Genomic DNA, 26,829 nt, shown 5'->3' on the forward strand with positions numbered 1-26,829 from the left:
TGGAAATCCCAATCTTACCACCAATCTCCTGGATCGGCTGCTTAATGGCCTCTCGGGCAATCTCAATGTCAGATTTATAACTCATGTGGGCAAGGTCCCTGATTGAATGCCGCGCAAAACCGACGCGGTGCGCCGACGATGTGCAATCCATACCGTTGTGTACAATCTCGATGGTTGTGGATTCCGACATTTTCATGCCGCGAAACGGCGTCAGGGCATGTCTGCGGTTTGTAATCGGAAACGAGAGGGAGCTATGACGCCCAATTTCGCTGGTCGGGCACGAACAGCGTCATCGTATCCCCCAGTTGAAGCACCCCGGGTCGTTCCACCCAGGCTGTTACACCACGACGCCCTTCTGCTGCGGGTTTGAACGCCGCGCCGTGCCCAGGTTGATCCGCTTCGATCTCGCGCCCGGGCAAAACGCAGGGACGATTTTCCATATCAACCGTTATTGTCAGACCGTTGGCGGCCTGTAACCGAGAGGATGGTGGAATATGGGTAAAGTCGGGGATTCCACTCAAAACAATCGAAGCCCCCAGATGCGAGGGATCCAGTTGGTCCAGACCCATCTCACGCGCAATCGCATCAAGTTCCTCAGCCGATAGAACAGAAAGCTGGCGGACGTTTCGGATTTCGGTGCCTTGCGGATAGAGGTTCTTAACCCGCACGCAGGATGCACGATTCAGGCCTTCGTGACGGGCTCCGCTGTCACCCGCGAACCCAAGGCTTACCCGGTTCACCGCTTGGGCGCGCAAAGACTTGGCGGCAGGGACATGACCCAGCCAAACCACTTCAGCTACAAACTCTGTTTCACGCAAGACCGGCATGTGCACCCCATCGGAAGATACTCGCCCGCCATATTGACCTGATGCGATCTGATGAAAAGCGAAAATGAAAAGACCCGGGACAAGGCCCGGGTCTCTGTCACTATGCCGTGGGTTCCGGCTCCATCCCGCCCTCGGGCGGAGATTTTTTGACTTTGGTTTTGGGAATCGCAGTCACGCTGGGTGCACTGCCCTCATCAGGGGTGTCGCCTTCATCGTCGTTTTCACTGGGCGGTTCCCCATTCATGACGCGCTTGATCTCATCACCGGTCAGGGTTTCATATTCCAGAAGGCCCTGTGCCAACCGTTCCCATTCCTCAGTTTGTTCAGACAGGATTTGGTGGGCGCGTTCATAGCCCTGCTGGATGAGGCGTTTCACCTCTTCCTCGATCAGCTCTTTGGTATGCGCCGAAACCGAGAACCCGGCTGTGTTGCCTGAATAACCGTCATGCGCCTCTGCGTAGTCAATATTACCAACCTTGTCGGACATGCCCCAGCGCATCACCATGGCGCGCGACAGCTGGCTGGCTTGCATGATATCACCTGCGGGACCGTTCGAGACGTGATCTTCACCGTATTTGATCACCTCGGCAGCCTTGCCAGCCATGGTCATGGCTAGTTTCTGCTCGCATTCATCGCGGTGATAGTTCAGACGATCCATTTCGGGCAGCGACACAACCATACCCAGCGCGCCACCGCGCGGGATGATAGTCGCCTTGTAGACCGGGTCACACAACGGCAGGGTCAGGCCCACAACGGCGTGACCGGCCTCGTGATAGGCGGTCTTTTCCTTTTGATCCTGGGTCAGCACCATCGAGCGACGCTCGGCCCCCATCATCACCTTGTCCTTGGCGTTCTCAAAGTCTTCCATCGTGACAAAGCGGCGACCGACACGTGCGGCCATTAGCGCGGCCTCATTTACGAGGTTGGCCAGATCAGCGCCCGAAAATCCCGGTGTACCGCGCGCAATGATGCGCAGATCGACATCGGGGCCCAAGGGTGTCTTACGCGCGTGAACGCCCAGGATCTTCTCGCGGCCTTTGATGTCTGGGTTGCCTACGGTCACGTTGCGGTCGAAACGGCCCGGACGCAGCAGCGCAGGGTCCAAAACGTCCTTCCGGTTGGTGGCCGCAAGAATGATCACGCCTTCGTTGGCTTCGAACCCGTCCATCTCGACCAGCAACTGGTTGAGCGTCTGTTCGCGTTCATCGTTACCACCGCCATAGCCGGCGCCACGATGGCGACCTACGGCGTCAATCTCGTCGATGAAGACGATACAGGGGGCGTTCTTCTTGGCCTGTTCGAACATGTCGCGGACACGGCTTGCACCGACACCCACAAACATTTCGACAAAGTCTGAGCCCGAGATCGTGAAAAATGGCACACCGGCCTCACCCGCAATCGCACGCGCCAAAAGCGTCTTACCTGTACCCGGAGGGCCAACAAGCAATGCGCCTTTGGGAATCTTGCCGCCAAGACGCGAGAATTTCTGCGGGTTGCGCAGGAATTCCACGATCTCTTCCAGCTCTTCCTTGGCCTCGTCAATGCCCGCAACGTCATCAAAGGTCACGCGGCCATGCTTTTCGGTCAGCATCTTGGCCTTGGACTTGCCAAAACCCATCGCACCGCCTTTGCCGCCACCTTGCATCCGGTTCATGAAATAGACCCAGACGCCGATCAGCAGCAAGAAGGGCAGGAGCGTAATCAGGAACGATTGGAAGCCTGATTGCTGCTGCTTTTCAGCCCGGACCGGAATGTTCTCGTCGATCAGAAGCTTGGTTACTTCGGCATCGCCGGGTTTGATCGTGACATAGGTGCCGCCGCTTTCGGTCGTGTAGCGGATCTGCTCACCATCGAGGGTCACATTCTTGACGTCGCCCCCCTGCACGGCACTGACAAAGTCAGAATAGGTTCTTTCATTGCTCTGAAGCGTTCCACCCGGTCCGCTGAACAAATTGAACAGTGCAAGGATCAGCAGAAACAGAACGACCCAAAAGGCGATATTGCGAGCGTTGCCCAAGGAAATTCTCCCAAAAAGATTACGGCAGATGGGGATCTGCCGGGTTACTTCTTAAAATAGAGAGGATTGCGGCAGGTTCAATGCGATAAAAGCAACGTGTGAAACTCGGGCCAATCCGAGGCCAGTTCCGCGCGCCATCCGTTTGAATGCCCTGCTAATGGTGCAGCAAGCAGGTCGGTCCCTTGCCAGATCGAAGGTGAAGACTTTAACGCAAGGCGCGGTCTGCCGGTTACACGCCAGTCCGGCAGCTGCAACAGACCGCCCTCTCCAAGACCCCGAATTTCGGCCGTTTCCACCTTGGGCCCAGAGAAAACCCACCGTCCGTCCCAGCGTTCGCCGAGCGGGGCAGAAAGCCCTTCAATGGTCCCGAATTCCCTGCAAATCCAAGCTTTATTACCCTGCGGCACCACAAGGCAGCCCCCAATCGAGCCCGCTTGCCCACTCAGAACAGCCTTTAACGCCTGCGCAACCGTTGTTCGGCGTGGCGAATACCTTGCCCCAGAAATCCACAGGACGGCCCCTACCAAAATGCGCCGCTGAATTTCATCAGGCAGAGCGCCAAATCCTGCGCGATCCAGCACCACATCACCGTCGTTCACAGATGCGATTTTTCGCGCGGATTCCTGCGCATAACGAGCTAAGGCCTCACGCGCTTGTGCAAGGTTTTCTGCAACCCTCGTCAAGACTTCCGGCGTAATTCCCGCAGGTTCAAGATCTTGCAAGGCTTTTCGCGCCTTTATCCGGTCAAACCGCGTGTCCTGATTCGAAGGGTCTTCGATCCAACCGACATCGATCTCGGTCAGGTAATTGCGCAACCTTTGGCGGGTCACATCCAATAGCGGACGGAGCAACTGAACCCCACCCTGAGAGCGCGTGGCCGACATAGCCGACAGCCCTGTTACGCCCGCGGCGCGCCCCAAGCGCATCAAAACGGTTTCAGCCTGATCGTCTGCGGTGTGTCCCAAAGCAATGGCGGCTACGTCCTGATCACGCGCCCACTTTGTCAGCAAAGAATACCGGGCCTGACGGGCTTGATCCTGTAAATTGCCTGTCTGGTCCCAATCTTGCCAACGCAGCGTATCGTGCGAGATCCCCAATCTCTGAGCTTGTCTAGCAACCGTCTGCGCCTCATCTGCTGATGCGGCGCGTAATCCGTGATCAACTGTAGCGACCCGCAGTTCGATCCCTTCCGCTTGCGCAATCTCATGCAAAAGATGCATCAGCGCGACGGAATCACCCCCCCCCGAAACGGCGATACCAAGACGGCGCGGCAGGACGTTGGGAAGCCGCGCGCGAAGGTCAGATTTTAAGCTGTCGGCGTGGCTGGTCAAGAACACCCCAGCGACGACATCTCCTGCGTGGCACTTGATGCGGTTGCCGAGGATGGGAAGCGCACACCAACTTCGCTGAGCGTGATGCAGGCCTGATCGGTTTGCCCCAGACGCCCCAGAGCGGCGCCAAGTTCAAACAAAGCCTCGGGCGCAAACGTCCCTTCGGAATCGCCCGTAAAGCTGGCAAGAAAGGCCCGTGCCGCCTCGCGCGTGTCGCCCATCCCTTCCAGCGCCTGACCGCGTTTCAGGTTTGCTTCAGGCGCCAATGGGCTGCCGGGGTATGACGTGTCAAACTGCGAAAACAAGGTGGCCGCGGCTTGAAAATCACCATCCGCCAGCGCCTGAGATGCCGCGTCGAAATCGGCTCGCTCACCAACGGCCAGTTCAACTTGATCACTTGGGTTTGGATCAGTCGGTTGTACCGACGGCAGGTTTTCTGTTCCGCTATCTCCGCCTAGCGTTGGGGTTTCCTCGGTCGAAATATCGCAATTCGGCTCCAACTCACAAAGCCGAAACTCCATATCTCCGATCCGATTTGTGCCATCTGTGACAACATTCTGCACACGTTGGTTCAATTGTTCTGTCTGACGCGTCAGGCGCTGAAGCTCGGCCTCGATTGCGTCGACCCGTTCAAGGACCGAACTGCCGGAGAGGTTCGGCGCTGGCGACCCGGTCGTTGAAAACTCGCGCTTGAGGCGTTGAATTTCGACGTGTAACACCGTCAGTTCCTGCCGGATATCCGCCAGCGTCTGTTGATCTTGCGCTTGTGCTACGCCGACTGTCGCCATGACTGCGGCCAAGACCCATCCTGCAACTCGCATTGTCTTACCCCAATGTTGAACCGGTCAGCACCGTCACCGCGCGACGGTTCTTGGAATAGCATTCCTCGGTGCTGCATATCTCGATCGGGCGTTCCTTGCCATAGCTGACGGTTTGCAAACGGTTGCCCGCAACCCCGCGTGAGATCAGGAATTCCCGCGCTGCGTTTGCCCGACGTGCGCCCAGAGCAAGGTTGTATTCACGGGTGCCTTGTTCGTCCGCGTGACCTTCGATTTTGGCTACATAATCCGGGTTCGCCAAAAGCCATTCGGCCTGCCCCTGCAAGGTGGTTTTGGCCTGCGGCGTCAATGTCGACTGATCTACCGAGAACAGGACACGGTCGCCGACCGTCTGCTGGAAATACGCGGGCGAGCGCGGATCACTGGGTGAGCCCGGCACAATCGCACCGCTGCCACCAGCGCCACCACCCAGTGCCGAAGGATCATTGTTTGAACAGGCGGCGATCACACTCAGCGCGCCCAATGCCAGGATTTTGCCCAATACGTTCATTTCAAGTGCCTCGTGTTTTGATTATTGCCGCCTGTTTACCACAGCGACGGATTGTTGTGAACTTTGCCGCGCCCAAGCGGCGATCAATTTTGCAGTGGCCCCCAGGACGGATCGCTGCCGCCATCCGGCGTCCGTACTGGCCGCAGATTGCGGCCCGAGATATCCACCGAGTACAACGTGGCGCGGCCGCTGGCACCCTGCGTCTCGCGGGTGAACATAATCACCCGACCATTGGGGGACCATGTTGGGCCTTCATCCAGGAAAGAGGATGTCAGCAACCGTTCTTCATCCCCATTTGTCCGCATGACACCGATATGGAACCGGCCTTTGTTCTGCTTGGTAAAGGCAATTAGATCCCCACGCGGCGACCATACGGGGGTGCCATAGCGCCCCTGCCCAAAGCTGATGCGCGTCGCCTCGCCGCCATTGGCTGGCATGACATAAAGCTGTGGTGTCCCCGAACGGTCGCTTTCGAACACGATCTGACTGCCATCCGGTGAATAGCTTGGCGCGGTCTCGATCGCTGGCGTATTGGTGAGCCGCGCACTTTGACCCGAGGCCAGATCCATCCTCCAAAGATCCGTATTTCCGCCCTGGATCAGCGAATACACAATTGATCTCCCATCAGGTGAGAACCGGGGCGAAAAGCTCATGGTGCCGTCTTGGGTTCTCAGTTCTTGGCGCTGCACGCTGCCTACATCCAGAACATAGATGCGCGGGCTGCCGCTTTCGTAGCTGGTGTATAGCAGCCGGTCGCCAGAGGGCGAAAACCGCGGCGCAAGCACAATCGCAGCGCTGTCCGTCAGATATTGCACATTTGCGCCGTCGTAATCCATGATCGCCAAACGCTTGAGCCGTTGGTTCTTAGGCCCGCTTTCCGAGACAAACGCGACACGGCTGTCAAAGTAACCGCCTTCACCTGTGATCCGGCTGTAGACCTGATCGGCTACCTTGTGCGCCATGCGCCGCCAGCCATCGGTTGTTCCGGCCAGTTGCAGACCATCCCCTAGTTCCTGACCCGAGAACACATCCCAAACCCGAAACCGAACAGTCAGGCGCTCACCCGAAACGTTGACCGCACCTGTAACAAGAGCCTGAGCATTGATCGCCTTCCAGTCCGCAAACTGAACCGGAGCGTCAAAGCTGCTGACCCGGCTGATGAACGCATCCGAGGATATTTCCCGGAACAGCCCTGTTCCCGTCAAATCCGCGGCAACGACCCGAGAGATATCCGTGGCGTATTGCGCGGCAGATGCACCATCAGGCACGAAGTTCGGAACGGCAAAGGGCATGGGTTCGATGATCCCTTCGTCGATTTCCAGACGAAGGGGGCCACTCTGAGCGTGTACCGGTGCCGACAAAAGCGTCAGGCCAAGAACGAGGCTTGTCAGAAGTTTCATCATTTGATCCGCATCCTCTCGGGATTGAATGTAATCTCAATATCCTGCCACTGGTCGTATTTGTCAGCAGGCAGATCGTAACCTTTCGACCCGCAGCGTAAAACCGCGCGTCGTGCGGCCTCGTAAGCTTGGCCCTCAGCAGCGGACGACCCACCAGAACTGTCCAGCTTGCGCACACTGTTGGCCACAACTGTGCCGTCTCGGTTCAGCGAAAAACCAACCACGACCACCACGTTCAGGGCATCCGTCGAAAGTGACCCGACATTCCAACAGCGCGAAACAGCTACGCGCATCGCATCCTTTTCGCCGCTGGTCAGCGGTGGGCCCGAAGGTTCTGTGCTCCCCTCCAGCGCTTCGGCCAAGGCATCATTGATCGCCGCTTCGTCGTTCTGCGAAGGCGTTTCCGGCGCTGGCTCAGGTGCTTCTGCTACAACCGGCTCGGCCGGAGGTGTCGGTCTGTTGGGCCGTACCCGCGGACGCGGCGACGTTCGAGGCGATTGTTCTTCGGTTTCTTCGGCCTCGGTCACAATTTCGGGCGCGGCTTCTTCCGGTGCTGTCTGATCCTGCTGTTCCTGCTGCGTTTCCGCGCCCTCATCAAGGGAAACAGGCGGTGTTTCAACGTCATCCGGTTTCGCTTCGGGGGGTGGTGGCGCAATGGCTTCTGGTGCAACCCGGTCCGCAGGGCGCGGCTGTGCCTCGGGCCCCGGAGGGACAGGAAGTGCGGCGGATTCGGTTTCAGGTTCGATCAGAACCGGCGGTTCTTCGATCACTTCAGGCTCAGGAGGTGCTTCGACCGTTTCTGGTTCCGCCTCCGGCTCAGGTTCGGTCGGCGTTACCGGTTCAGGGCGCGGTTGTTCCTCCTGAACAGGTTCCGGCGCGTTGGCCTCGGGCTCTGGCTCTTCGGGCTGTTGCAAGGTACTGGGCAGGGTCGGTACCTCGGGCGCGTTGCGCTGTGCAGTCAAGGCCGCAAACTGTTCCGCGCTAATCACAGACACATCCTGTACGGCCATAGGCAGCGGTTCGGACTTGAAGGTCCCGCCGAACAGCGCCCATCCAATCAAACTCACATGAGCAATCGCTGAAATCTTGGTGCCGGTGTCCACCGTGCGACCTCACTCTCCACCATCATCCAGCGTCGGGCCACCGGTATCGGTCACAAGGCCCACATTGGAAAACCCACCCGCATTCAACGCGCCCATGACCTGCATGACCTGCGAATAGGGTATTGCACCATCAGCCCGCAGGAACACGCGGTCGCTGCTGCGTTCTGCTGCAATCGCACGCAGTTTGCCAATCAACTCTTCGCGCAAAACGTCTGTGGTCTGGATCTGTACCAAGCCTTCCGCAGTCAAGGTCACTGTCAGCGGTTCTTCGTTATCCCCGGGCAGCGCACTGGCCGCAGTCTTGGGCAAGTCGACGGGTACACCAACGGTTAACAAAGGTGCGGCAACCATGAAGATGATCAACAACACCAGCATGACATCGACAAAGGGGGTCACGTTGATCTCAGCCATCGGCTGCGCACGACCCCGACGCCGCCCGCGTCTGCGGCCATTGCCACCCGACGGTTGCTGTACCGCGGCCCCCATGTCAGCTGTCCAACTGACGCGACAGAATGGTGGCGAACTCGTCGGCGAACGCCTCATAGCCACCAACGATGCGATCACTGTCTGCGCTGAGTTTGTTGTAGAATATCACCGCCGGAATCGCGGCCAGCAGCCCCAAACCGGTGGCCAGCAAAGCTTCGGCAATGCCGGGTGCAACAACGGCCAGGTTGGTATTCTGCTGCTCGGCGATTTCGATGAAGGCGTTCATGATACCCCAAACGGTTCCGAACAGGCCGATAAACGGTGCGGTTGACCCCACGGTCGCCAGAATCGGCAGACCTTTCTGCAATGTTTCCGCCTCTTTTGCGATGGCAACATCCATTGACCGATCAATCCGCGCCGTGGCACCTGCGATCAGCCCGCCATCGTTGCGATGCGACCTGCGCCATTCGATCATGCCTGACGCAAAAATCTTCTCAGAACTGCCATCGGGCCGTGATCCGATCTGTTCGAACAGCTCGTCCAGCGGATTCCCGGACCAGAAGGATTCATCGAATATCTGCGCCTCACGACGTGCAGATCGATAGTTGATGAGCTTCTGTATGATGATCGCCCAAGACCAGCCCGACGCGACGACCAGCATCAGCATCACCAGTTTGACGATAAAAGTCGCGCGGGCAAACAGCCCCCACATGGAGAAGTCGATCTCCTGCGCCAGCGCCAGCGTTTCAGCTTCCATGAACCTGCTCTTTTTTGCCTGACGGCCGTTTATTTGGCCTTATTTTGCCAGACGCTAACGCAGTTGGCCCCGAAAAGCCAACAGAACCACCCCGGTCCCGCAATTTGTTACATCAATGCGCGAATCTCTGCCGGAAGGCGGATCGGTTTACCGGCGCGGTTGATGCAAACGGCCGTGACTGTGGCACGAAAAATCTCGGTTTCTCCGCGCCGAACACTCTGTGACATGGTCAGACGCACACCCGACAGCGAGACAACGTCCGTCTCAACCACCAACTCGTCCTCGAACTTCGCTGGCGCGAGGTAATCCGCCTCGACCCGGCGCACGACCCAGACGACCCCTTCCTCGCGCATCGCGTTCTGGTCATTGCCCAGCTTGCGCACCCAGTCCGAGCGGGCACGTTCGATGTAACGCAGGTAGTTCGCATGGTAAACGACCCCGCCCATGTCTGTATCTTCATAATATACCCGGACAGGATAGGTATGTGTCATTGCTGTTGCTCCAGCCGGGCAAACAGCCTGAGCGCATGGGACTTGTCCCGCGCTGCCCCCGGCAAAACCGGATCATAAGCGGCACGGATCACCCCGGCAATATCGGGACGCAAGATCGTTGCATCGCCCGCAACCGCCAATGGTGATGCGTCGCGAAAGGCAGTGTCCGACCACAGCAGGGTTGTCTGGACCACTTGGCTCAGCGCAAGAGTCTCAGCCGGAATGTCTGACAATTCGGCATCCATGCGTAGAAACACAAATGCCGCGCGGATCGCGCCGTCCTCTTCGAACCGGAAGATGCGATATTGATTGGCGTCCGCCGCGACCAAACGTTCAACCAGCGGTCCGAGATCCGGGATTAGACGATCCAGATCCGGCACGTCGGTCAATTCCCGCCAGTCCCGAAAAAAGAAGACCATGCAATTTGCGCCCAACTCGGGGTCCGTCTCGGCCATTTTGTGGCCTGCCAAAGCTACGACTGCCTCGAAAGCACCTTTCACCGTGGCCAACGTTTTATCTTCGACGCCAAAAACAATCGGCACGATGGGGCGACCCCACCGCGCGAACAGAAACTCACCGCTTTCGCGTGTAAAAAGCGCTTCGATCTCGTCAGGTGTCACACCCAATCCTTCATCTTTTCAAAAATACTCTCGCCGAAGGCATAAAATCTCTAAGCTGCGGCTTCAACCAAACAGATCGTTTTGGCCTTTGGGTGCAGCCATACCAAGATGCGTCCAAGCTTTTTGCGCCAGCATCCGGCCGCGAGGCGTACGCTGGATCAGGCCCTGCTGCAACAGGAAGGGTTCAATCACATCTTCCAACGAGTCCCGGCTTTCGGACAGCGCCGCAGACAGCGTCTCAATCCCCACGGGACCACCCGCGTAGTTTTCGGCGATCAGCTTCAGATATCGACGATCCGCTCCATCCAGACCCAAGTTATCGACACCCAATCGCGTCAGGGCACCATCCGCCAGATCCCGCGTGATCCGCCCATCTCCTTCGACGATGGCAAAATCAACAACCCGCCGAAGCAGCCTGCCAGCGATCCGGGGCGTGCCGCGCGACCGTCGCGCAATTTCCCACGCACCATCATCATCCGCTGGCGCGCCCAACTTGCGCGCATTTCGCGTGACAATCTCGTGCAACTCATCAATCTCATAGAATTGCAACCGTGTCGGAATACCAAATCGATCGCGTAATGGTGTGGTCAACAGACCCATCCGTGTGGTCGCACCAACCAGCGTGAAAGGCTGCAATTCGATCCGCACCGTCCGCGCAGCCGGACCTTCGCCAATTACCAGATCCAGCTCGAAATCCTCCATCGCAGGATAGAGCACCTCTTCGACCGCCGGGTTCAGGCGGTGGATTTCGTCGATGAAAAGCACATCGCGGGCTTCAAGATTGGTCAGAATCGCCGCCAGATCGCCGGCCTTGGCCAGCACCGGCCCCGAAGTCATGCGGAAATTCACGCCCAGCTCGCGCGCTATGATCTGCGCCAACGTCGTCTTGCCCAGCCCTGGAGGGCCGTGAAACAGCGTGTGATCCATCGCTTCACCGCGTTGACGGGCGGATTGGATGAAAATGCGCAGATTGGCACGGGCTTCGGCCTGACCGATGAAATCATCCAATGTCTGCGGTCTCAAGGCGCGGTCATTGTCTTCCGGCAACGGCTCTGGGCGCAGGGTGGGATCGACGTCTACCATTCATTCAGCCTTTCGGAGCCAGCAGCTTCAATGCGGCACGGATCAGATCTGTTTCTTCAGCGTCAGGCAGACTCGCCGCAGCTTCGGCCACCGCCGTCGCAGCATCGGACGGGCTATAGCCTAGATTGGCCAGCGCAGACAAAGCGCCAGCTGACGCGGCAGCTGCTCCGGTAGGTGGTTTTAGCGTTCGTTTTGCAACTGGCGTGGGGCCAGTCGGCTCGATTACATCCAACGCGGGGCCGTCCATCGCCTCGGTCACCGTACCGCCCATCGCCATAACGCCCGGGGCTTTGTCCTTCAGGTCCAGGACGATGCGCTGCGCTGTTTTGGGCCCAACGCCCTTGGCGGCCTTGACCGTAGCCCAGTCACCCAACGCGATTGCGCGGCTGACACCATCTGGTCCCAAAGCGCTCAGGATCGCAAGCGACACTTTGGCCCCAACCCCCTGAACCGAACACAACAGCCGGTGCCATTCTTTTTCGACCAGTGACAGGAACCCATAAAGCTGCATCAGGTCTTCGCGCACGACCATGTCGGTGTAGATCGAGATCGCCTCACCCACGCCTGGCAAGGCGGCCATGGTCCTGTCGGAGCAATAGACCAGATAGCCAACACCCCGGACATCAATTAGCACATGATCCGCCGCGCGATAATCCAATCGTCCCGTCAGCTTGCCGATCATGCCCGTACCTCATTCAATCGTGCCTGTGGAGAAGTGCCATAGTAGGAATGACAGATTGCGATCGCCAGCGCATCCGCAGCATCGGCCCCTTTGGGCTGGCAGCCTGGTAGTTGCAGCTTGACCATGTGCAAAACCTGTTCTTTCTCGGCGTGGCCGACACCCACCACAGTCTTCTTGACCCGGTTCGGAGCATACTCCCCCACTTGCAACCCAGCCTTTGCCAGCGTCAGCAACGCCACGCCGCGGGCCTGACCCAGTTTGAGCGTCCCCGCCCCATCCTTGTTCACAAAAGTCTGTTCGATGGCGGCTTGATCGGGTCGATGTTCTGCAATCACTTCGACGATCTGATTGTGCAGAGACAAAAGTCGTTCACCAAGATCGTCCCCATCGGATTTGCATAAACCATTCGCAACATGGCTCAGGCGGCTGCCATTCGATTCGATGACGCCCCATCCCAGGGTTCTCAACCCCGGATCAATGCCTAGAATTCGCATAGTTTGTCTCGGCCTGCTCGGGTTATGTGATCTTTTTTCAACGCCTAGCACGAAGCGTGAACATTTTCCAAGCGAATTGACCTGAAGCCGGAAAACGACATGCGTGTCGTAGCCGTGCCGCCAAGGGCAGTTTGCGACCTCAGAAAGCCTGAATTTGACACGTTCATGAACGCAAATTCACTAATTATTTAAGGGTATTACACCTGCGTGAAGTATTGCAGAAAATGCATAGGACACATGCAAAAACTGAACTTGCGCACAGCGAATCTCAGCACTACATGCCGCTCAGATCGCAAGATTGCAAAGTTAACACAAACCAGAAGGAAACAGGATATGGCTGCACTAGACACAACCCGCTTCGCAACCACTGGCTCATTCGGCCTCGTCGGCCGTATCGGCGCATTTTTCGCAACAGCTGTGAATGCTGCTGTCGAATGGAATGACGCCCGCGTAACGCGGAACGCGCTGACTGGTCTGACTGACCGCGAACTGGAAGATATCGGTCTGTGCCGTGGCGACATCGACGCCATTGCTGAGGGTCGCCGGTAAACACCGACCAATCGCTCACACACCCCACATCCTCCCTGTGGGGCAAAGAAAACACCGCGCGCTGGACAGCACGCGGTGTTTTTTTACGTCAGAAGAGCTTAGTAGAGGATTTTGTTCAGCTGAACTGCCATCGCTTCGGACAGCGGGTCGATCTGCATGACCCAAGCACCGGCCTGTTCGACCGATGTGCCCTCATTCAGGCTATCGATCCGGTACTGATACCCGGACGGCCCGAGACTGGACAATAAGAACGCTTTGAATGCAAAGAACGCCAGAAGACTTAGCAACATCACTTTTGCCGGCACCGCAGAGCGCACACGCTGCGGCTTCATCACAACCAAGCCATCCTTGCGCATGGATGCGCGATAGCCGCGGCTCATCTTTTGGTGTTTTTTGCTCAGGCGATGAACGCGCTGATCAAACTCAAGTTGTTTTCCCGTCATGGCAGCCTCCACAAACCGCCCCCCTCAAATCCATTAAGAAACGGTAAATAGAGATTACGTCAAAATCTGGGCAAGAATCCACAAAGCTCCTGCAAATGGCCTAAATTGCGCCCTGTTTGGTTAAGATTAGCGTTGTCCATTCACCAATCTCGCTGCGATTACTAAGATTAAATCCGTTTTGTAGATAAACCGCGACCACATCATCGGCCTGTTCGTTGAGGATTCCCGACAAGATGGCATGCCCTCTGTCACGCAGATTCGCTCCAATTTCAGGAGACAACGCCACCAACGGGCCCTTCAGGATGTTGGCAAAGATCAGATCATAGGGCGCCAAAGCTTTCAGGTCCGGGTGATCAAAACCGGCCGCTTCCACACAGCGAACGGCACCGGACATACCGTTTGCCTTCAGGTTGGCCTCGGCCACATCTACGGCGACCTGATCGATATCACTGGCCAAAATTTCACCATTCCAGACACGCGCCGCGGCCATTGCCAAAACGGCGGTGCCGCACCCGATATCGGCCACCTTGGTCGCGCTAAAACCCTGATCCAGCAGATGATCCAACGCGTTCAAACACCCAAGTGTGGTGCCATGATGCCCCGTCCCAAAGGCCATTGCCGCCTCGATCAACAAGGGGATGCGATTCTTCGGCAGTTTGTCGGCGTCATGGCTGCCGTAGACAAAAAAGCGCCCAGCCTCGACCGGCGCCAGTTCGCGGCGCACATGCGCGACCCAGTCTGTATCGGGCAACTCGGAGACGACAAAGGGCTTTGCACCAAACGCCGCGGTCAACACGGCCAGAGCGGTTTCGTCTGGCGCTTCGGTGAAGTACCCGCCAACTTCCCACAGGCCCGACCCGTCTTCGACCTCAAAGACACCAATACCAGTGGGTTCGGGATCCAGACGCTCCATCGCTTCGCCCAGATTCTCGGCTGCGGCTTTGCCGGTCAGGGTTGTCAGCGCAGTGAATGTGGGCATGAAAGTCTCCTGTTCAAGTCGCTCCAGCGCCTATGGCGACGGATCGCCAAGGTCAAGCTCTGCACCCTATTCCGCCGGGGCCGGAGCGTATTTGGACAGAATTGTTTCGTTGCCCGGTTCCGGGTGGCGTGGGATCAACAGAGACAGCCCCAGGGAAATCATCGCCATAGCGGCCGCCAGCGCAAATACTGCACCAGGCGACACCACCCATAGCAGGCCAAGAAGCGCGGGCAGAAACACAGCCGCGATATGGTTGATAGTAAAGGCCACGGCTGCGGTCGGCGCGATATCGGCAGGATCAGCAATTTTCTGGAAATAGGTTTTGAGCGCCAACGCCAACGCAAACAGCACGTGATCGATCACATATAGGATTGCTGCCAGCAAAACGCCCCACCCGAACCAGTAGATCCCACCGTATGCCGCGAAGACGATGGCAAGCCCGGCATACTCGAAGATCAGTGTACGTCGCTCGCCAAACATAGACACTGCCTTACCCAACAAGGGTGCGGCAGCAATGTTGATCACCAGATTGATCAGATAGAGGCTGGTCAGCTCATGCACCTCAAAGCCGAATTTCTCGACCATCATGAAACCCGCGAAGACAACAAAAATTTGGCGCCGTGCTCCGGCCATGAACTGCAACGCATAATACAACCAGTACCGTCGGCGCAGCACCACCTTTTTCGTCTGCGGCGTGGGCGCATCGAATTGCGGATAGGCGATCAGACAGAACAGGGCCAACACGGCGGTAAAACCGCCCGCGGCCATGAAGACCGTATTGTAAGATAAATCGAACCGGTCCCAGGTCAGCACGATCAGGCCATAGACCACCAAAGTCGACGCGGATCCCATTGCCACAAGCCATCCCAGCACCTGAGGTGCCCGGTCTTTACGGAGCCATTGCAATTGCAGGGACTGGTTCACTGTCTCGTAGTAGTGAAAGCCAACTGAGCTGAAAAACGTAACAAACAAAAGGCCGCCAAGACTTGGAAACCAAGCCGTAATTGCCGTTGCGACGCCCAGCAGCATCAGGGATATCATCGCGAGCACCTGCTCGCGGACAATCAGTATCACAGCTATGACGCCGACGGCCAGGAACCCCGGAATCTCTCGCACCGTGTGCAGCAAACCAATGTCTGCCCCATCGAAATTTGCCACTTCGATGACGAAGTTGTTCAACAACGCGCTCCACGCATTGAACGCGATCGGCATGGTCAGTGCCATCACGAACAAAAGCGTTACGGGGCGTCGCCAATATGGCAGGCTTTGCGCCTTGGAAAGTGGCATTGGTTTCAGCATGAGAGTCCTCTACGCCCAAATCGCCGTATTGGCGAGCGGAAAGCTGAGCGCGCACAACGGCTCTGCACTGGTGCAGAGGTCAGTAGAAATTCTGTGGATCAATATCGACCGTCAGTCGAATATCCCCTTTCAAGCGGAGCGGAGCGATCCACTTTGCAATCGCATCCTGAATGGGTGCGCCTTTCGGCGCTTTGACCAGCAAGCGCACGCGATGGCGCCCGCGGATACGGGCGATCGGGGCTGGGGCCGGACCAAAGACCTGCGCGCCGATATCACGAAGCGGCGCATCGTTGCGGGCCATCGCATTGCCGATATCAAACACCGGTCCGACCTCTGGCCCTGACAGCACTATTCCGGCCATTCGGCCGTAAGGCGGCACGCCTGCTGCCTGACGACCAGCAGCTTCGGCGGCCCAGAACCCTTCCTCATCCCCCGATAGGATCGCGCGGATCACGGGATGTTCGGGCTGGAAGGTTTGCAACAGCGCCAGTCCCGGCTTGTCCGCTCGTCCGGCACGCCCCGACACTTGCCTCATCAACTGAAATGTCCGCTCTGCTGCGCGCAAATCGGCCCCATGCAGGCTGAGATCAGCGTCAATCACACCAACAAGGGTCAGTTTCGGAAAATTATGCCCCTTGGCCACCAACTGAGTACCGATGATGATATCTGCGTCGCCCTGGGCAATCTCTTCGATCTTGGCCTTCAACGCCCGTGCCGATCCAAACAGATCGGAACTGAGCATTGCAATCTTGGCGTCTGGGAACGTTGCCTCGGCTTCTTCGGCCAACCGCTCAATCCCCGGTCCGACCGGCGCCATCTTCCCTTCCACACCACAGGACGGGCAGGCCTCGGGCATTGGCTTGGTCTCGCCGCATTGGTGGCACATCAGGCGTTTCAGAAACCGGTGCTCGACCATTCGGGCGTCGCAGTGATCGCACGCGATCTGTTCGCCACAAGCCCGGCACAAAGTCACGGGGGCGTAGCCACGGCGGTTGATGAACAGCAGGGACTGCTCAGATCTCTCGATCCGCTGCAGCACCGCCTGTCGCAGAGATGGTGAGATCCACGTTCCCGGCTGCATCTGTTCGGCGCGCATGTCGATAGGCTTCATCTTTGGCAGAACCGCAGCGCCAAAGCGCGAGGTCAGATCCAGCCGATCGTATTTGTCCGCCTCGGCATTGGCCCAGCTTTCCAAAGAGGGCGTGGCACTGGCAAGGATCACCCTTGCACCGCAGATCGCCGCGCGCAACACCGCCATGTCACGAGCGCTGTAATGAACACCGTCCTCTTGTTTGTACGACGTGTCATGTTCCTCATCGACCACAACAAGCCCGAGGTTGCGAAAGGGCAAGAAAAGGGCCGACCGGGCGCCGATCACCATCTGCGCATCGCCCTGCCCGACCATACGCCAGACCCTTCGACGTTCGGTCATCGTTGCACCCGAATGCCATTCCGCCGGTCGCGCGCCAAACCGGGCTTCTACACGGGTCAGAAATTCGGCAGTTAGGGCAATCTCGGGCAACAGAACCAATGCCTGACGTCCCATCCGCAGTGTCTCGGCCACAGCTTCCAGATACACCTCAGTTTTGCCGGATCCGGTGACGCCCTTCAGCAAGGTGGTGCCATAATCTCGGGTGCGCAAACCGGTCTGCAGGGTCGCTACTGCGCGGGCCTGATCTTCCGACAGCTCTTTGCCCGGCAATTCCGGGTCGAGATGCGGATATGGCAAATCCCGCGGGCTGTCCTCTTCCCGTACTGCCCCCAGCTTGACCAGCCCTTTGACAACCGACGACGTCACACCCGCTTGCTCAGCCAGTTCTTTGAGCGTAAATGCCAGCCCGCCATAGTCGCGCAACACCTCCAGTACACGGGTTCGCGCGTCAGTCATCCGATCGGGTTCACCACTTCCCAGCCGGTAAATCTTGCGCATCGACGGCGGATCACCCAACCCCGGGGCACGCGTCGCCAGTCGTAACATCGCGGGCATCGGCGTAAGGGTGTAGTCAGCAACCTTACCAAGAAACAGGCGCATTTCTTCGCGCATCGGCGCGACCTCAAGCACGCGGATTATCGACCGGGCTTTGCTAAGATCAAAGCCACCGCGCCCCGGGCCCCAAACCACGCCAAGAACCTTGCGCGGTCCAAGCGGCACTTCGACGAACGCACCCTGAAAGCACCCGCCCTCGGGTGCTTTGTAATCCAGCGTTCGGTCCAGTGGCTGCGTTGTCAGCACCGAAACCAGCTCTCCTTGGTCGAAAAATCCGTTAGCGCTCACGGCATATCCTTCGCAGGGGGTTCCAGCATGGGTCTCTTTGAGGTAAAGCCATCCGCGACCAAGGCCAACCCATCAAAGGACTGCCCGCATGAAATTCTTCGTAGACACCGCCGAGATAGATGCAATCGCTGAACTGAACGATCTGGGCATGGTGGACGGCGTGACCACCAATCCCTCGCTGATCCTGAAATCGGGTCGTGACATTCTGGAAGTGACCAAGGAAATCTGCGATCTCGTAGAAGGCCCAGTTTCGGCCGAGGTTGTCGCAACTGAAGCAGACGCCATGATCGCCGAAGGCCGCAAGCTGGCCAAGATCGCGCCGAATATCGCTGTGAAAGTTCCGTTGACCTGGGCGGGCCTGAAAACCTGCAAGGCACTGACCGACGAAGGTCAGATGGTCAACGTGACGCTCTGTTTCTCTGCCAATCAGGCGCTGCTGGCGGCCAAGGCTGGCGCAACCTTCATCTCTCCTTTCATCGGGCGTTTGGACGATATCAACGTGGATGGCATGGATCTGATTGCTGATATCCGCCAGATCTATGACAATTTCGGGTTCGAAACCGAAATCCTGGCCGCATCAATCCGCACAGTGAACCACGTGACCGACAGCGCGCGCATCGGTGCCGACGTGATCACCGCACCGCCCGCCGTAATCAAAAAACTGGCTGATCATCCGCTGACCGACAAAGGGCTTGAAACCTTCCTGGCAGATTGGGCCAAAACCGGTCAGAAAATCCTCTAATCCAAAGCGCTGACGCGCGGCGCCGGCAGGCGACGCGCCCGGCCCAACTGTCACGGTCTGATCTTTGATCAGGACGTGACAGGCGGGAGCTTCCCTAAAAACACAGTGCGCGACGAAATACATCGTCGCGCTCTTTTTTTGCCAAGCAATTCTGTCAACCCGTGTTATAAGCCGCACAACAAAAAAAGACCGGACAGGACATGAGCAGCAATCCCAAACTCGAGGATAACCTCCGCGCGGCGATTCTGGCTGAACCAGATGTGGTGTTGGATGACAAGGATCTGATGCAGGCGCTGGTCGCCGCAAACGAGCGCGCACGCGGAGACAATGTCATCGACCTGCGCGGGATTGCTATGCAACGGCTCGAGACTCGGCTGGACCGTCTGGAGGACACGCACCGTTCGGTCATCGCCGCCGCTTATGAAAACCTGGCGGGCACCAACCAGATACACCGCGCGATCCTGCGCCTGCTTGAACCGGTGGAGTTCGAGGATTTCCTGCGTGCCCTCGGCAACGATGTGGCCGAGATTCTGCGGGTGGATCACATTACGGTAGTGCTGGAAACAACAGTCGTACAAAATGATCCGGCCATCGACAGGTTGGGCGGTGTTCTGACTGTGACCGAGCCTGGTTTTGTCGACAGATACCTCAGTTTTGATCGCGGCGGACCAGCCCGAGACGTCATCATGCGCGAAATTCACCAAGCTAATCCAATGGTTTACGGCACGCAATCCGGACGGTTGCAGTCCGAGGCCTGCCTGAAACTGAACCTTGGCGAAGGCCGCTTGCCAGGCATGATCGCAATGGGCGCAAAAGACCCGCGTCATTTCACGCCTCAGCTGGGCACCGATCTTCTGACCTTCTTTGCTGGCGTATTCGAACGCTCGATGCGCCACTGGCTGTCGTGAGCCTGATCTCCCCAGCCTGCCGCGATGCGCTGCAGCATTGGCTTGACGGCTTGGGGGCACTGGCAGGACGATCTGAAAGCACGCAGACCGCATATCGCGGCGATGTCACCGACTTTCTGTCTTTCATGACCCTGCATCATAGCGCTCGTCAGGGATTGGCGGCTTTGGAGCGTATCACGATCTCGGACATGCGCGCCTGGATGGCGGATCAACGTGGTTCCGGCGTCGGTGCTCGGTCTCTGGCGCGCAAGCTTTCGGCAGTCAAAAGCTTCTATCGCTGGTTGGCAGAGCGTGAGGGGTTTGAACCGACCGCCGTTTTGTCGACCCGGGCGCCGAAATTTACCAAGAAGCTGCCGCGTCCTTTGGCCGAAGACGCGGCACGCGCCATGATCGATACAGTTGAATTGCAATCGAAATCAGATTGGGTGGCTGCTCGGGACGCCGCGGTTGTGACCCTACTTTATGGCTGCGGGCTACGCATCTCCGAGGCACTCTCGCTGACAGGCGCGGATGCACCCTTGCCCGCGACACTGCGCATTGTGGGTAAAGGCGACAAAGAGCGGATCGTTCCGGTCATTCCTGCCGCCCGCGACGCCGTAGATCGCTATGTCGAACTGTGCCCGCACCCGCCGTCACCCAAGGCGGCCTTGTTTCGCGGCGTTCGCGGTGGGCCGTTGAACCCTCGCGCCATTCAGGGCGTGATGGAGAAGGCACGGATGCAACTTGGCTTGCCGTCAACTGCGACACCTCATGCCATGCGACACAGCTTTGCCACCCATCTCTTGTCTGCCGGGGGCGATTTGCGGGCCATTCAGGAATTGCTGGGCCATGCATCTTTGTCCACGACTCAGACATACACCGCCGTCGACACCGCGCGCTTGATGGAAGTCTACAACAGCGCCCATCCGAAGGCCCGAAACATCTAACCCAAGAGGGTATCCACAAATGAGTTTTCAGGGCTTTTTTGCTTTGCATCTATGGCGCGCTTCGTACATGACGTCCTGATGACACTGAGATTCAAAGCGCTATCCGTTCATCTTTTCACTGCCACCGGTGCCGTTTTTGCGATGCTGGCCATGCTGGCCGCCGTCGAAGAAAAGTGGAGCCTGATGTATCTTTGGCTGGTGGTTTCCTTCATTGTGGATGGCATCGATGGCCCGTTGGCACGACACTATCATGTCAAAAAAAACGCGCCCGAGTTTGACGGTGTTCTTCTCGATCTGATCATCGACTACCTGACATATGTGTTTATTCCGGCCTTCGCCCTGTTCAAATCCGGGCTTATGGATGGTTGGACAGGCTGGTTCGCGATTATCGTAATCACCTTTGCAAGCGCGATGTATTTTGCTGACACCCGCATGAAAACCAAGGACAATTCCTTTTCCGGTTTTCCGGGCTGTTGGAACATGTTCGTCATCGTGATTTTTGCGCTAGAGCCGAATTTCTGGATCATCCTTGTGCTGGTGACCTTGCTGTCAATTTCAATGTTTTTGCCGCTCAAATTCGTCCACCCGGTGCGCACAGAACGCTGGCGCAACCTAACTTTACCCATGGCATTTGCCTGGACCTTCTTTGCGGGATGGGCTGCATGGGTCGATTTTCACCCTGAAAGCTGGGCGCATTGGGGACTGGTTGTCACCAGCCTGTATCTGGTTTTTGCGGGCATCGCGCAGATGATAGTTCCACCACGCAACGCCCAAATGCCTGGTGACTTATAGGGGCTACAGGATTTCCTCCACCTCGAATTCGACTCCGTTGTGGGTGAAAACATCCCCTTGCTTCAGCCCGACCATCGCCAGATAGATCGGGCTTTGCGTTGAAATCCCCATATAGGTTCCACCATCCACATCGAACCGAGTGGTCGAGACGCACACAACAAACCGCCGGTTGTTGAACTTGATGACTGCACCCGGCTGCACCGTATCCGTCAGGCTAAAATCGGTGTTCTCGATCACGTCAATCTTGGCGTGATGCGCGTGAACCGGGGCGTCAAAGGCCGCTGCCAGATCAGCATTTTCACGCGACGCCACTATGTCGTCTTTGTCGTGAACTTCTCGGTCGTCCAGCTGAGCATCCTTCAGATAGGCATCGTAATGTGCCTGCGCCGTTGCCAATTCCTGTGCTTCCAGTGACATCAGCCGGTCGATAACGGCCTTCTTGCGGGCTGCGCGGTCTGTTTCGGTCGTCATGCACTCTGGTCCTTCAAATTCAGCTTCTGATATAAGTTGTGTCCGAGGTTGGGCGATTGCAACTGATTTTCACAGATCAGATCAACAGACCGGCGGCACGTTCGTGGCGCAACAGGGCCACTTTGGTCTCAATACCGCCATCGCCAGAAAAGCCACCAAGACTATTAGCCGCAAGCACACGATGGCATGGAATAATAACCGGAATGGGGTTTGCACCGCAGGCTTGACCAACCGGCTGCGCGGGTTGGCCAAGCTCATTGGCGATGTCACCATAGGTGCGCGTCTCACCCAGCGGAATAGCAAACATGAGATCGCAAACCTGCCGCTGAAACTGAGAACCGGCAACGTGGTAAGGCAGGTCAAATTGATCCAGCTGCCCTGCATCGTAAGCCTTCAACTGCCTCGCCGCTTCCTGCAACAAGGGCGTGGGTTCACCATCCGTCCGCCCATTCCAGACAAGGCGTGTGATGGCGCCGTCGGTGTCTTCCACGCCAAGCCGTCCAAACTGGGTTTCTACTTCGATCATCGCCATGCGTTCAGGTTTTCAGATCGGCAGGCCTGACGCAAGCGGGGAAACTTCCGCCGCTGCAAGTAAGCCTTTTCTCAGGTTCTTTGGGAATTCGCCCTACTCGTGTTAATCTGTTCATATTGATTAAAGAAATTAGGAGGGGGAAGTGGGTCGACATCTGGTCCTGACGGTTCATGGAATCGGTGAACAAAAACCTGGTGAAACCGTGGATCAGGTCGTGGGCGCGGCCACAACCTGGCTTGACGGCAAAGCCAGACCACCAATCACGGTCGAGCGCGAAATGATTGAGCTGGCCGAGAGCACGTTCGACGGATCCGACCGCAACGCCAAACTATTCAAAGTTCACCTTCGAAAGGTGGCGAAACCCAACGTCACAGAAGATGAAGCTTTGTTTGCAGAAGTTTTCTGGGCAGATCGCTCCCCAGCACCAAAGGGCGCTATCAAAACCGTACTCGATCTTATCTGGGTGGTGCTGGCCCTTGGGTATCTGGCCATGGATAATGTTGAACAAACCCATAGGCGGTCGGACGTTGATCCGTCCAATGCGAAGGGGCGTGAAACGCATGCGGCCAGAGTGGTCCATCTGTTCACGTGGATTTTCTTCGGTGCCGTCGCGACATTGAACGCCTACCTGCTGATCGGTGCGGGTGTGGTTCTAGTCGACCTGATCCCCGAGACATATGTGGACAGATCGAACGCTTTGTTCTTGCTGCTACTGCTGCTCTACGGCGGGGGAGCCGGGATCGGATTGCGCAGATCGAACTCTGCGCCAACTTACCTCAGGCGGGTGTTCTGGCGGGGTATGGCCCTGGTCGGAGGACTGCTGTTTGTCGCCCTTTTGAGTGGCCCTCTTGGGGCCGGATTTTGGAGTCTCGAAACAGGATCGGCGCTGGAACAGTTTGTAAGCCTTCAGGTGTTTGCCCTGGCAGGATGCTGGGCCACACTGATTGTCTTGACGGCCCTTATGTATCTAACGTCGATGGAAAAGACTGAGATAACCGACCAACTTACTTCTGAACACCGTCGGATATACCCAAGCACCTGTGCGGCTATGCTGGTCTTTTGGATGTTCTTCATATCCGGGCTTTGGCTGACCTTTGACGAAGTGGTTAAAACTGTTCCCGTCCTGTCGGAAAGTCAGCTGAATTCACTGTTCGACACTCACCTTCGTGACGCCATCGAAACCCTCAGCGTTGCGTTTGCCGCCATTGTTGTCCTCGCGCTGGTCGGCGGGTTAGTTTATGCTGGTCGCCACCTTGGCAAACACAACCTGCACCACAAGCCCGAGGTGCTGAGCCGTGCCATCGTGAACAGGTCTGCCCAATGGGTGTTTCTTTTGGCCACCGCCACTTTGTCGATTGTGACGTACAGAGGGCTTAGTATTTTCATCCGAGAAGATGACCCTCTTTGCACGACTGCGTCTGACACAACAGAACTCGTCGAATGCAATATCCTTGGCAATACTCTGAACGATCTGATGGGTCTTCAAGGCATGATTGGCATTGCAGTGCTTGGGTCAACCGCTCTGCTGTACCGGTATTCGGGTTTTGTTGCCGCCGGTTTGGGGGTCGCCCGAGATATCGTGACCTACGCCATCCGCGACAAGTGCCTGTTGAGTGGCGATCTGAAAGCAAGGTACAACAACTACCCAGATCGCACTGCCATCGATAATCGGTTTTATCGTGCGTTGTTCTACGCGTTAGATGTCTTTCCAGCGGATCATATTACGGTGGTTTCGCATTCCCAGGGAACGGTGATCGCCACCCAGATGCTAGCGGACAAACGAGTCCAGCGACGCATTGATGGTCGACCGGTTACACTGATTACGATGGGCTCTCCGGTCACCCATATCTATCAGCGGTATTTTCCTGAAATGTTCACAGTTGATCCGGGACAACTGAACGCTGCCTGGTTCAACATCTTCCGACAGGATGATTTCGTCGGAACCCGGATTGAGGGCGGCTTGATTGATGACGCGAGGAACTTTCCGGTTCAACCCGGCGGTCACACCGGGTATTTTACCGACTATCAGGTCTGGAAAATTCTGTCGGGGGACGATATCGGATTTGACCTGTTCCACCCCAAATCTCACGACTAGTTTTGCTTAGAGGGAACACGGCCTGAACTCCGCTTGATTGTCAGTTCGTTGGGCAGCCTTGGCACTCTGCCAGGGCTGCCTCGTTTCCTTTGATCTTGTTGTTTCAATGCGCGGCAGACCTTGATCGCTGAGGCATGGCACCCGTGATCTCACGCAGCGCGTCAGGCAGCTTTGGATGCTTGAAGACAAAGCCATTTCGCTGCAACAAAGTTGGCAAGACACGTTGACCGCTTAGCATGGTTTCCCGCCCCATTTCTCCCAATAGGATCGTCAGCACACCGGCCGGAAACCGAAAGATGGCCGGGCGGTGCAAGGCCGTGGCAAGCGCCTGCGTGAACGCCTTGTTTCGAACAGGAAAGGGTGCGGTCGCGTTGACCGGGCCTGAAAGGTCTTTTTGCGACAGCGCGAAGGCAACAATACGCACCAAATCGTCAAGTTCAATCCACGACATCCATTGCTGTCCATTGCCCAGAGCCGCTCCTCCGCCGAATTCAAAGGGGGTCAGCAACCTCGACAACATCCCCCCTTCGACCCCCAGAACAAGCCCGATGCGCAAAACAACAACACGCACGCCCAGTGCCTTGATTTTATTGGCGGACCCTTCCCATGCGTCGCAAACATCATGCACAAATGCAGGTGCAGGGCTTGATGTTTCGGACAGTTCCTCATCGCCGCGCAACCCGTACCAACCGACGGCGGAACCGTTGATCAAGCACTCTGGTTTGTGCTCCAACCGCTGGATCAACGCCTCTAGCGCTTTGGTAGTCTCGACCCGGGACTCAACTATTCTCGTTCTTTTTTTCTGCGTCCAAATCCAGTTTGCAACGGGTTCGCCCGCCAGATTGACGATGGCATCAAAGCAATCCTTACTGTGAACCTGATCAAGGCTGGTGATGACACGAACGGGATCGAGCAGATCATCGGCATTGCGTGGGTCCCGAGTGACCACCGTTACAAAATGCCCGCCCGCGACCAGCGCGCTCACCAACCGTTGCCCAATGAAACCCGTACCACCCGTAATCAGGATGCTTTGGCGCGGCGCAAGATCGGCGATCAGTTCAGCGGGTTCAATGCGCTTCAATCGGTCACTTCGGGCCGATGCCAATAAGTCACGCGCGCTGAACAGTCCGACCCCAAGGGCCGAGGCGGTGGCCATGACACTCCACCAGCCGTAGGTCACTGGAATCAACGCCGTGGGCAAAAACGACCAGGCCCACAAGTACGGGGCAGCCAAGGCCAGAATCGCACCATAATTCAGCGCGAGAAGCGTGTGGTTAATGCGTTCGCTGCCGGGCAGTTTTCGGGTCATATCTTCTTCGACAAAATCCCAAAGTGTTATGATCACTTCAGCGATCAGGATCACCGCAAGAGCGAATGTGAAAGCGCCGTGTGGCTCGAACCAGGCAATGCAAAAGAAAATCACGGCGTAAAAGAAATTGCGCACACCATGCAGGCGCAGCTCGGTCTTTTGTGACGCGCGCCACGCCAACCGCTCAGTGCCTTCATGGTGAACAAGCGTATCAAACGCCCCCATAAGCACCTGAACCAAGATCAGCGTCCAAAGGATAGGGTTGTCCATGAGAAACTCCTATGTGTCGTGAAACAGTGCATCCTGCTGGATCAATTCGCCAAACAGGTTGCTGCTAAGGGTCAATGAGAAGAGAAACCGCGCATTACCAAGATCCTGATGCGCAATGGTCAAGGACCCGGGTTGGAGCCAGGATGGAAGCCTGACCTTCACGCGTCCAAGTTTCAGAAAGTAGTGATCGCTTTCAAAGTAGATGCCCCTGTGATCTGTGCGGACACGCAACGCGATGCCGATCCCACGGCCGATGTATTCTTCAACACCTGTCGGCCCGGAAAATCTCTTTGAGCTGTGTATCACCTGCGGAAAACCCGCCGCGCGCCCATATTGGCGTATCCAGAACTGGCCGCTGCCGGCGCAATCCTCGGTCACGGCGACAACGGCAGGCTGATCGAGGCAGGACGCGTCATACGGCAATGGCCCTCCAACCAACCGGGCCAGATGGGCGAGAACACGACCGATCAAAGACATGCGCATGGCAGTTACCTTTCCCTGATAGACCACGCTTGCCCCACCGGTCAGGCGATGCCCAAAGCGCTTACGCACCGGTTTTGGCAAGGCGTTCCAGGAGTGCGCGCCGACGAGGCCACGGAAGCGGCTGTCTCTGATGATCTCTAAATCGGTGGGCATCTGAGATTGCTTCATTTGCCATCTCCTGCTGATTTGTCAGTGA

General features: G+C 57.2%; 29 protein-coding genes. 6 read left to right on the forward strand and 23 right to left on the reverse strand.

Features of this window, described 5'->3' with window-relative positions:
• The 15 genes from ACR0BU_RS18545 to ruvC form a co-directional block, all read right to left on the reverse strand.
• Window positions 1-190: hypothetical protein (locus ACR0BU_RS18545; protein ID WP_480738404.1), on the reverse strand; the 190-nt coding region annotated here is incomplete at its 3' end.
• Between the two features lie 61 nt (window positions 191-251).
• Window positions 252-827 (reverse strand): MOSC domain-containing protein, encoded by a 576-nt coding sequence (locus ACR0BU_RS18550; RefSeq protein WP_480738405.1) that lies wholly within the window; start codon window positions 825-827, stop codon window positions 252-254.
• A 100-nt stretch (window positions 828-927) separates the two neighbouring features.
• Window positions 928-2,844, reverse strand: coding sequence for an ATP-dependent zinc metalloprotease FtsH (gene ftsH / locus ACR0BU_RS18555; protein ID WP_298936658.1), 1,917 nt, complete (start codon window positions 2,842-2,844; stop codon window positions 928-930).
• 77 nt (window positions 2,845-2,921) lie between these two features.
• Window positions 2,922-4,181 carry a tRNA lysidine(34) synthetase TilS gene (tilS, locus tag ACR0BU_RS18560; protein ID WP_480738407.1) on the reverse strand — a complete coding sequence of 420 codons (1,260 nt, stop codon included), beginning with the start codon at window positions 4,179-4,181 and terminating at the stop codon, window positions 2,922-2,924.
• Window positions 4,172-4,996 (reverse strand): tol-pal system protein YbgF, encoded by an 825-nt coding sequence (gene ybgF, locus ACR0BU_RS18565; protein ID WP_298936657.1) that lies wholly within the window; start codon window positions 4,994-4,996, stop codon window positions 4,172-4,174. The genes tilS and ybgF overlap by 10 nt, the downstream gene beginning before the upstream one ends.
• 4 nt (window positions 4,997-5,000) lie before the next feature.
• A complete protein-coding gene (pal, locus tag ACR0BU_RS18570; RefSeq protein WP_298936656.1) occupies window positions 5,001-5,504 on the reverse strand; it encodes a peptidoglycan-associated lipoprotein Pal in 504 nt (167 codons plus the stop codon).
• Between the two features lie 83 nt (window positions 5,505-5,587).
• On the reverse strand, window positions 5,588-6,907 hold the full coding sequence (gene tolB / locus ACR0BU_RS18575) for a Tol-Pal system beta propeller repeat protein TolB (RefSeq protein ID WP_298936655.1): 1,320 nt from the start codon (window positions 6,905-6,907) through the stop codon (window positions 5,588-5,590).
• Window positions 6,904-8,007: an energy transducer TonB gene (locus ACR0BU_RS18580; RefSeq protein WP_480738409.1), complete on the reverse strand. Its 1,104-nt coding sequence runs from the start codon at window positions 8,005-8,007 to the stop codon at window positions 6,904-6,906. The genes tolB and ACR0BU_RS18580 overlap by 4 nt, the downstream gene beginning before the upstream one ends.
• A gap of 9 nt (window positions 8,008-8,016) precedes the next feature.
• Complete coding sequence (tolR, locus tag ACR0BU_RS18585) at window positions 8,017-8,493, reverse strand: protein TolR (protein ID WP_298936653.1); 477 nt, start codon at window positions 8,491-8,493, stop codon at window positions 8,017-8,019.
• Between the two features lies 1 nt (window position 8,494).
• Window positions 8,495-9,190: a protein TolQ gene (tolQ, locus tag ACR0BU_RS18590; protein ID WP_298936652.1), complete on the reverse strand. Its 696-nt coding sequence runs from the start codon at window positions 9,188-9,190 to the stop codon at window positions 8,495-8,497.
• 107 nt (window positions 9,191-9,297) lie between these two features.
• Window positions 9,298-9,681, reverse strand: coding sequence for a tol-pal system-associated acyl-CoA thioesterase (gene ybgC, locus ACR0BU_RS18595; protein ID WP_298936651.1), 384 nt, complete (start codon window positions 9,679-9,681; stop codon window positions 9,298-9,300).
• Entirely contained in the window at window positions 9,678-10,301 is a 624-nt protein-coding gene (locus ACR0BU_RS18600; protein ID WP_480738411.1) for a hypothetical protein, read from the reverse strand. Before ACR0BU_RS18600 ends, ybgC begins: the two co-directional genes overlap by 4 nt.
• Window positions 10,302-10,364: 63 nt before the next feature.
• Window positions 10,365-11,384 (reverse strand): Holliday junction branch migration DNA helicase RuvB, encoded by a 1,020-nt coding sequence (ruvB, locus tag ACR0BU_RS18605; RefSeq protein WP_298936649.1) that lies wholly within the window; start codon window positions 11,382-11,384, stop codon window positions 10,365-10,367.
• A gap of 4 nt (window positions 11,385-11,388) precedes the next feature.
• Window positions 11,389-12,066 (reverse strand): Holliday junction branch migration protein RuvA, encoded by a 678-nt coding sequence (ruvA, locus tag ACR0BU_RS18610; RefSeq protein ID WP_298936648.1) that lies wholly within the window; start codon window positions 12,064-12,066, stop codon window positions 11,389-11,391.
• The gene (ruvC, locus tag ACR0BU_RS18615; RefSeq protein WP_480738413.1) at window positions 12,063-12,560 is read right to left on the reverse strand and encodes a crossover junction endodeoxyribonuclease RuvC; all 498 of its coding nucleotides are present in this window, start codon (window positions 12,558-12,560) and stop codon (window positions 12,063-12,065) included. Before ruvC ends, ruvA begins: the two co-directional genes overlap by 4 nt.
• Window positions 12,561-12,893: 333 nt before the next feature.
• On the opposite strand from ruvC, the gene ACR0BU_RS18620 reads away from it, so the two are divergent.
• Window positions 12,894-13,109, forward strand: coding sequence for a DUF1127 domain-containing protein (locus ACR0BU_RS18620; protein WP_298936646.1), 216 nt, complete (start codon window positions 12,894-12,896; stop codon window positions 13,107-13,109).
• A 98-nt stretch (window positions 13,110-13,207) separates the two neighbouring features.
• Here ACR0BU_RS18620 and ACR0BU_RS18625 read toward each other — a convergent pair whose 3' ends face one another.
• The 4 genes from ACR0BU_RS18625 to ACR0BU_RS18640 form a co-directional block, all read right to left on the reverse strand.
• Entirely contained in the window at window positions 13,208-13,552 is a 345-nt protein-coding gene (locus tag ACR0BU_RS18625) for a hypothetical protein (protein ID WP_298936645.1), read from the reverse strand.
• Window positions 13,553-13,652: 100 nt separating this feature from the next.
• A complete protein-coding gene (locus tag ACR0BU_RS18630) occupies window positions 13,653-14,531 on the reverse strand; it encodes a 50S ribosomal protein L11 methyltransferase (protein ID WP_480738415.1) in 879 nt (292 codons plus the stop codon).
• A gap of 66 nt (window positions 14,532-14,597) precedes the next feature.
• Entirely contained in the window at window positions 14,598-15,830 is a 1,233-nt protein-coding gene (locus ACR0BU_RS18635) for an MFS transporter (protein WP_299082435.1), read from the reverse strand.
• 79 nt (window positions 15,831-15,909) lie between these two features.
• A complete protein-coding gene (locus tag ACR0BU_RS18640; RefSeq protein WP_480738416.1) occupies window positions 15,910-18,105 on the reverse strand; it encodes a primosomal protein N' in 2,196 nt (731 codons plus the stop codon).
• An 88-nt stretch (window positions 18,106-18,193) separates the two neighbouring features.
• Between ACR0BU_RS18640 and fsa the strand changes: the two genes are divergently transcribed.
• From fsa to ACR0BU_RS18660, 4 genes are all read left to right on the forward strand, one after another.
• Window positions 18,194-18,847, forward strand: coding sequence for a fructose-6-phosphate aldolase (fsa, locus tag ACR0BU_RS18645; protein WP_299890989.1), 654 nt, complete (start codon window positions 18,194-18,196; stop codon window positions 18,845-18,847).
• 200 nt (window positions 18,848-19,047) lie between these two features.
• Window positions 19,048-19,755: a DUF484 family protein gene (locus ACR0BU_RS18650; RefSeq protein ID WP_299890991.1), complete on the forward strand. Its 708-nt coding sequence runs from the start codon at window positions 19,048-19,050 to the stop codon at window positions 19,753-19,755.
• Window positions 19,752-20,681 (forward strand): tyrosine recombinase XerC, encoded by a 930-nt coding sequence (locus ACR0BU_RS18655; protein ID WP_480738418.1) that lies wholly within the window; start codon window positions 19,752-19,754, stop codon window positions 20,679-20,681. The genes ACR0BU_RS18650 and ACR0BU_RS18655 overlap by 4 nt, the downstream gene beginning before the upstream one ends.
• Window positions 20,682-20,759: 78 nt before the next feature.
• A complete protein-coding gene (locus ACR0BU_RS18660) occupies window positions 20,760-21,473 on the forward strand; it encodes a CDP-alcohol phosphatidyltransferase family protein (protein ID WP_298936638.1) in 714 nt (237 codons plus the stop codon).
• A gap of 3 nt (window positions 21,474-21,476) precedes the next feature.
• Here the strand turns inward: ACR0BU_RS18660 and ACR0BU_RS18665 are convergent, their stop codons facing one another.
• Together ACR0BU_RS18665 and ACR0BU_RS18670 are read right to left on the reverse strand one after the other, a co-directional pair.
• A complete protein-coding gene (locus ACR0BU_RS18665; protein ID WP_299082448.1) occupies window positions 21,477-21,944 on the reverse strand; it encodes a hypothetical protein in 468 nt (155 codons plus the stop codon).
• Window positions 21,945-22,020: 76 nt separating this feature from the next.
• On the reverse strand, window positions 22,021-22,476 hold the full coding sequence (locus ACR0BU_RS18670; protein ID WP_480738420.1) for a methylated-DNA--[protein]-cysteine S-methyltransferase: 456 nt from the start codon (window positions 22,474-22,476) through the stop codon (window positions 22,021-22,023).
• A gap of 142 nt (window positions 22,477-22,618) precedes the next feature.
• On the opposite strand from ACR0BU_RS18670, the gene ACR0BU_RS18675 reads away from it, so the two are divergent.
• Window positions 22,619-24,571 (forward strand): hypothetical protein, encoded by a 1,953-nt coding sequence (locus ACR0BU_RS18675; RefSeq protein WP_480738422.1) that lies wholly within the window; start codon window positions 22,619-22,621, stop codon window positions 24,569-24,571.
• 103 nt (window positions 24,572-24,674) lie between these two features.
• Here ACR0BU_RS18675 and ACR0BU_RS18680 read toward each other — a convergent pair whose 3' ends face one another.
• Together ACR0BU_RS18680 and ACR0BU_RS18685 are read right to left on the reverse strand one after the other, a co-directional pair.
• The gene (locus ACR0BU_RS18680; RefSeq protein WP_480738424.1) at window positions 24,675-26,150 is read right to left on the reverse strand and encodes a TIGR01777 family oxidoreductase; all 1,476 of its coding nucleotides are present in this window, start codon (window positions 26,148-26,150) and stop codon (window positions 24,675-24,677) included.
• 9 nt (window positions 26,151-26,159) lie between these two features.
• On the reverse strand, window positions 26,160-26,801 hold the full coding sequence (locus ACR0BU_RS18685) for a DUF4166 domain-containing protein (protein ID WP_480738426.1): 642 nt from the start codon (window positions 26,799-26,801) through the stop codon (window positions 26,160-26,162).
• Between the last annotated feature and the right edge of the window lie 28 nt (window positions 26,802-26,829).

Source organism: Ruegeria sp. CK2, from assembly GCF_056536585.1.

Coding starts and splice junctions, on each gene's coding strand:
- ACR0BU_RS18550 (WP_480738405.1), bottom strand. CDS start 827: ATGCCGGTCTTGCGTGAAACAGAGTTTGTAGCTGAAGTGGTTTGGCTG.
- ybgF (WP_298936657.1), bottom strand. CDS start 4,996: ATGCGAGTTGCAGGATGGGTCTTGGCCGCAGTCATGGCGACAGTCGGC.
- pal (WP_298936656.1), bottom strand. CDS start 5,504: ATGAACGTATTGGGCAAAATCCTGGCATTGGGCGCGCTGAGTGTGATC.
- tolB (WP_298936655.1), bottom strand. CDS start 6,907: ATGATGAAACTTCTGACAAGCCTCGTTCTTGGCCTGACGCTTTTGTCG.
- tolR (WP_298936653.1), bottom strand. CDS start 8,493: ATGGGGGCCGCGGTACAGCAACCGTCGGGTGGCAATGGCCGCAGACGC.
- tolQ (WP_298936652.1), bottom strand. CDS start 9,190: ATGGAAGCTGAAACGCTGGCGCTGGCGCAGGAGATCGACTTCTCCATG.
- ybgC (WP_298936651.1), bottom strand. CDS start 9,681: ATGACACATACCTATCCTGTCCGGGTATATTATGAAGATACAGACATG.
- ruvB (WP_298936649.1), bottom strand. CDS start 11,384: ATGGTAGACGTCGATCCCACCCTGCGCCCAGAGCCGTTGCCGGAAGAC.
- ruvA (WP_298936648.1), bottom strand. CDS start 12,066: ATGATCGGCAAGCTGACGGGACGATTGGATTATCGCGCGGCGGATCAT.
- ruvC (WP_480738413.1), bottom strand. CDS start 12,560: ATGCGAATTCTAGGCATTGATCCGGGGTTGAGAACCCTGGGATGGGGC.
- ACR0BU_RS18620 (WP_298936646.1), top strand. CDS start 12,894: ATGGCTGCACTAGACACAACCCGCTTCGCAACCACTGGCTCATTCGGC.
- ACR0BU_RS18625 (WP_298936645.1), bottom strand. CDS start 13,552: ATGACGGGAAAACAACTTGAGTTTGATCAGCGCGTTCATCGCCTGAGC.
- ACR0BU_RS18630 (WP_480738415.1), bottom strand. CDS start 14,531: ATGCCCACATTCACTGCGCTGACAACCCTGACCGGCAAAGCCGCAGCC.
- ACR0BU_RS18635 (WP_299082435.1), bottom strand. CDS start 15,830: ATGCTGAAACCAATGCCACTTTCCAAGGCGCAAAGCCTGCCATATTGG.
- fsa (WP_299890989.1), top strand. CDS start 18,194: ATGAAATTCTTCGTAGACACCGCCGAGATAGATGCAATCGCTGAACTG.
- ACR0BU_RS18650 (WP_299890991.1), top strand. CDS start 19,048: ATGAGCAGCAATCCCAAACTCGAGGATAACCTCCGCGCGGCGATTCTG.
- ACR0BU_RS18660 (WP_298936638.1), top strand. CDS start 20,760: ATGACACTGAGATTCAAAGCGCTATCCGTTCATCTTTTCACTGCCACC.
- ACR0BU_RS18665 (WP_299082448.1), bottom strand. CDS start 21,944: ATGACGACCGAAACAGACCGCGCAGCCCGCAAGAAGGCCGTTATCGAC.
- ACR0BU_RS18670 (WP_480738420.1), bottom strand. CDS start 22,476: ATGGCGATGATCGAAGTAGAAACCCAGTTTGGACGGCTTGGCGTGGAA.
- ACR0BU_RS18680 (WP_480738424.1), bottom strand. CDS start 26,150: ATGGACAACCCTATCCTTTGGACGCTGATCTTGGTTCAGGTGCTTATG.
- ACR0BU_RS18685 (WP_480738426.1), bottom strand. CDS start 26,801: ATGAAGCAATCTCAGATGCCCACCGATTTAGAGATCATCAGAGACAGC.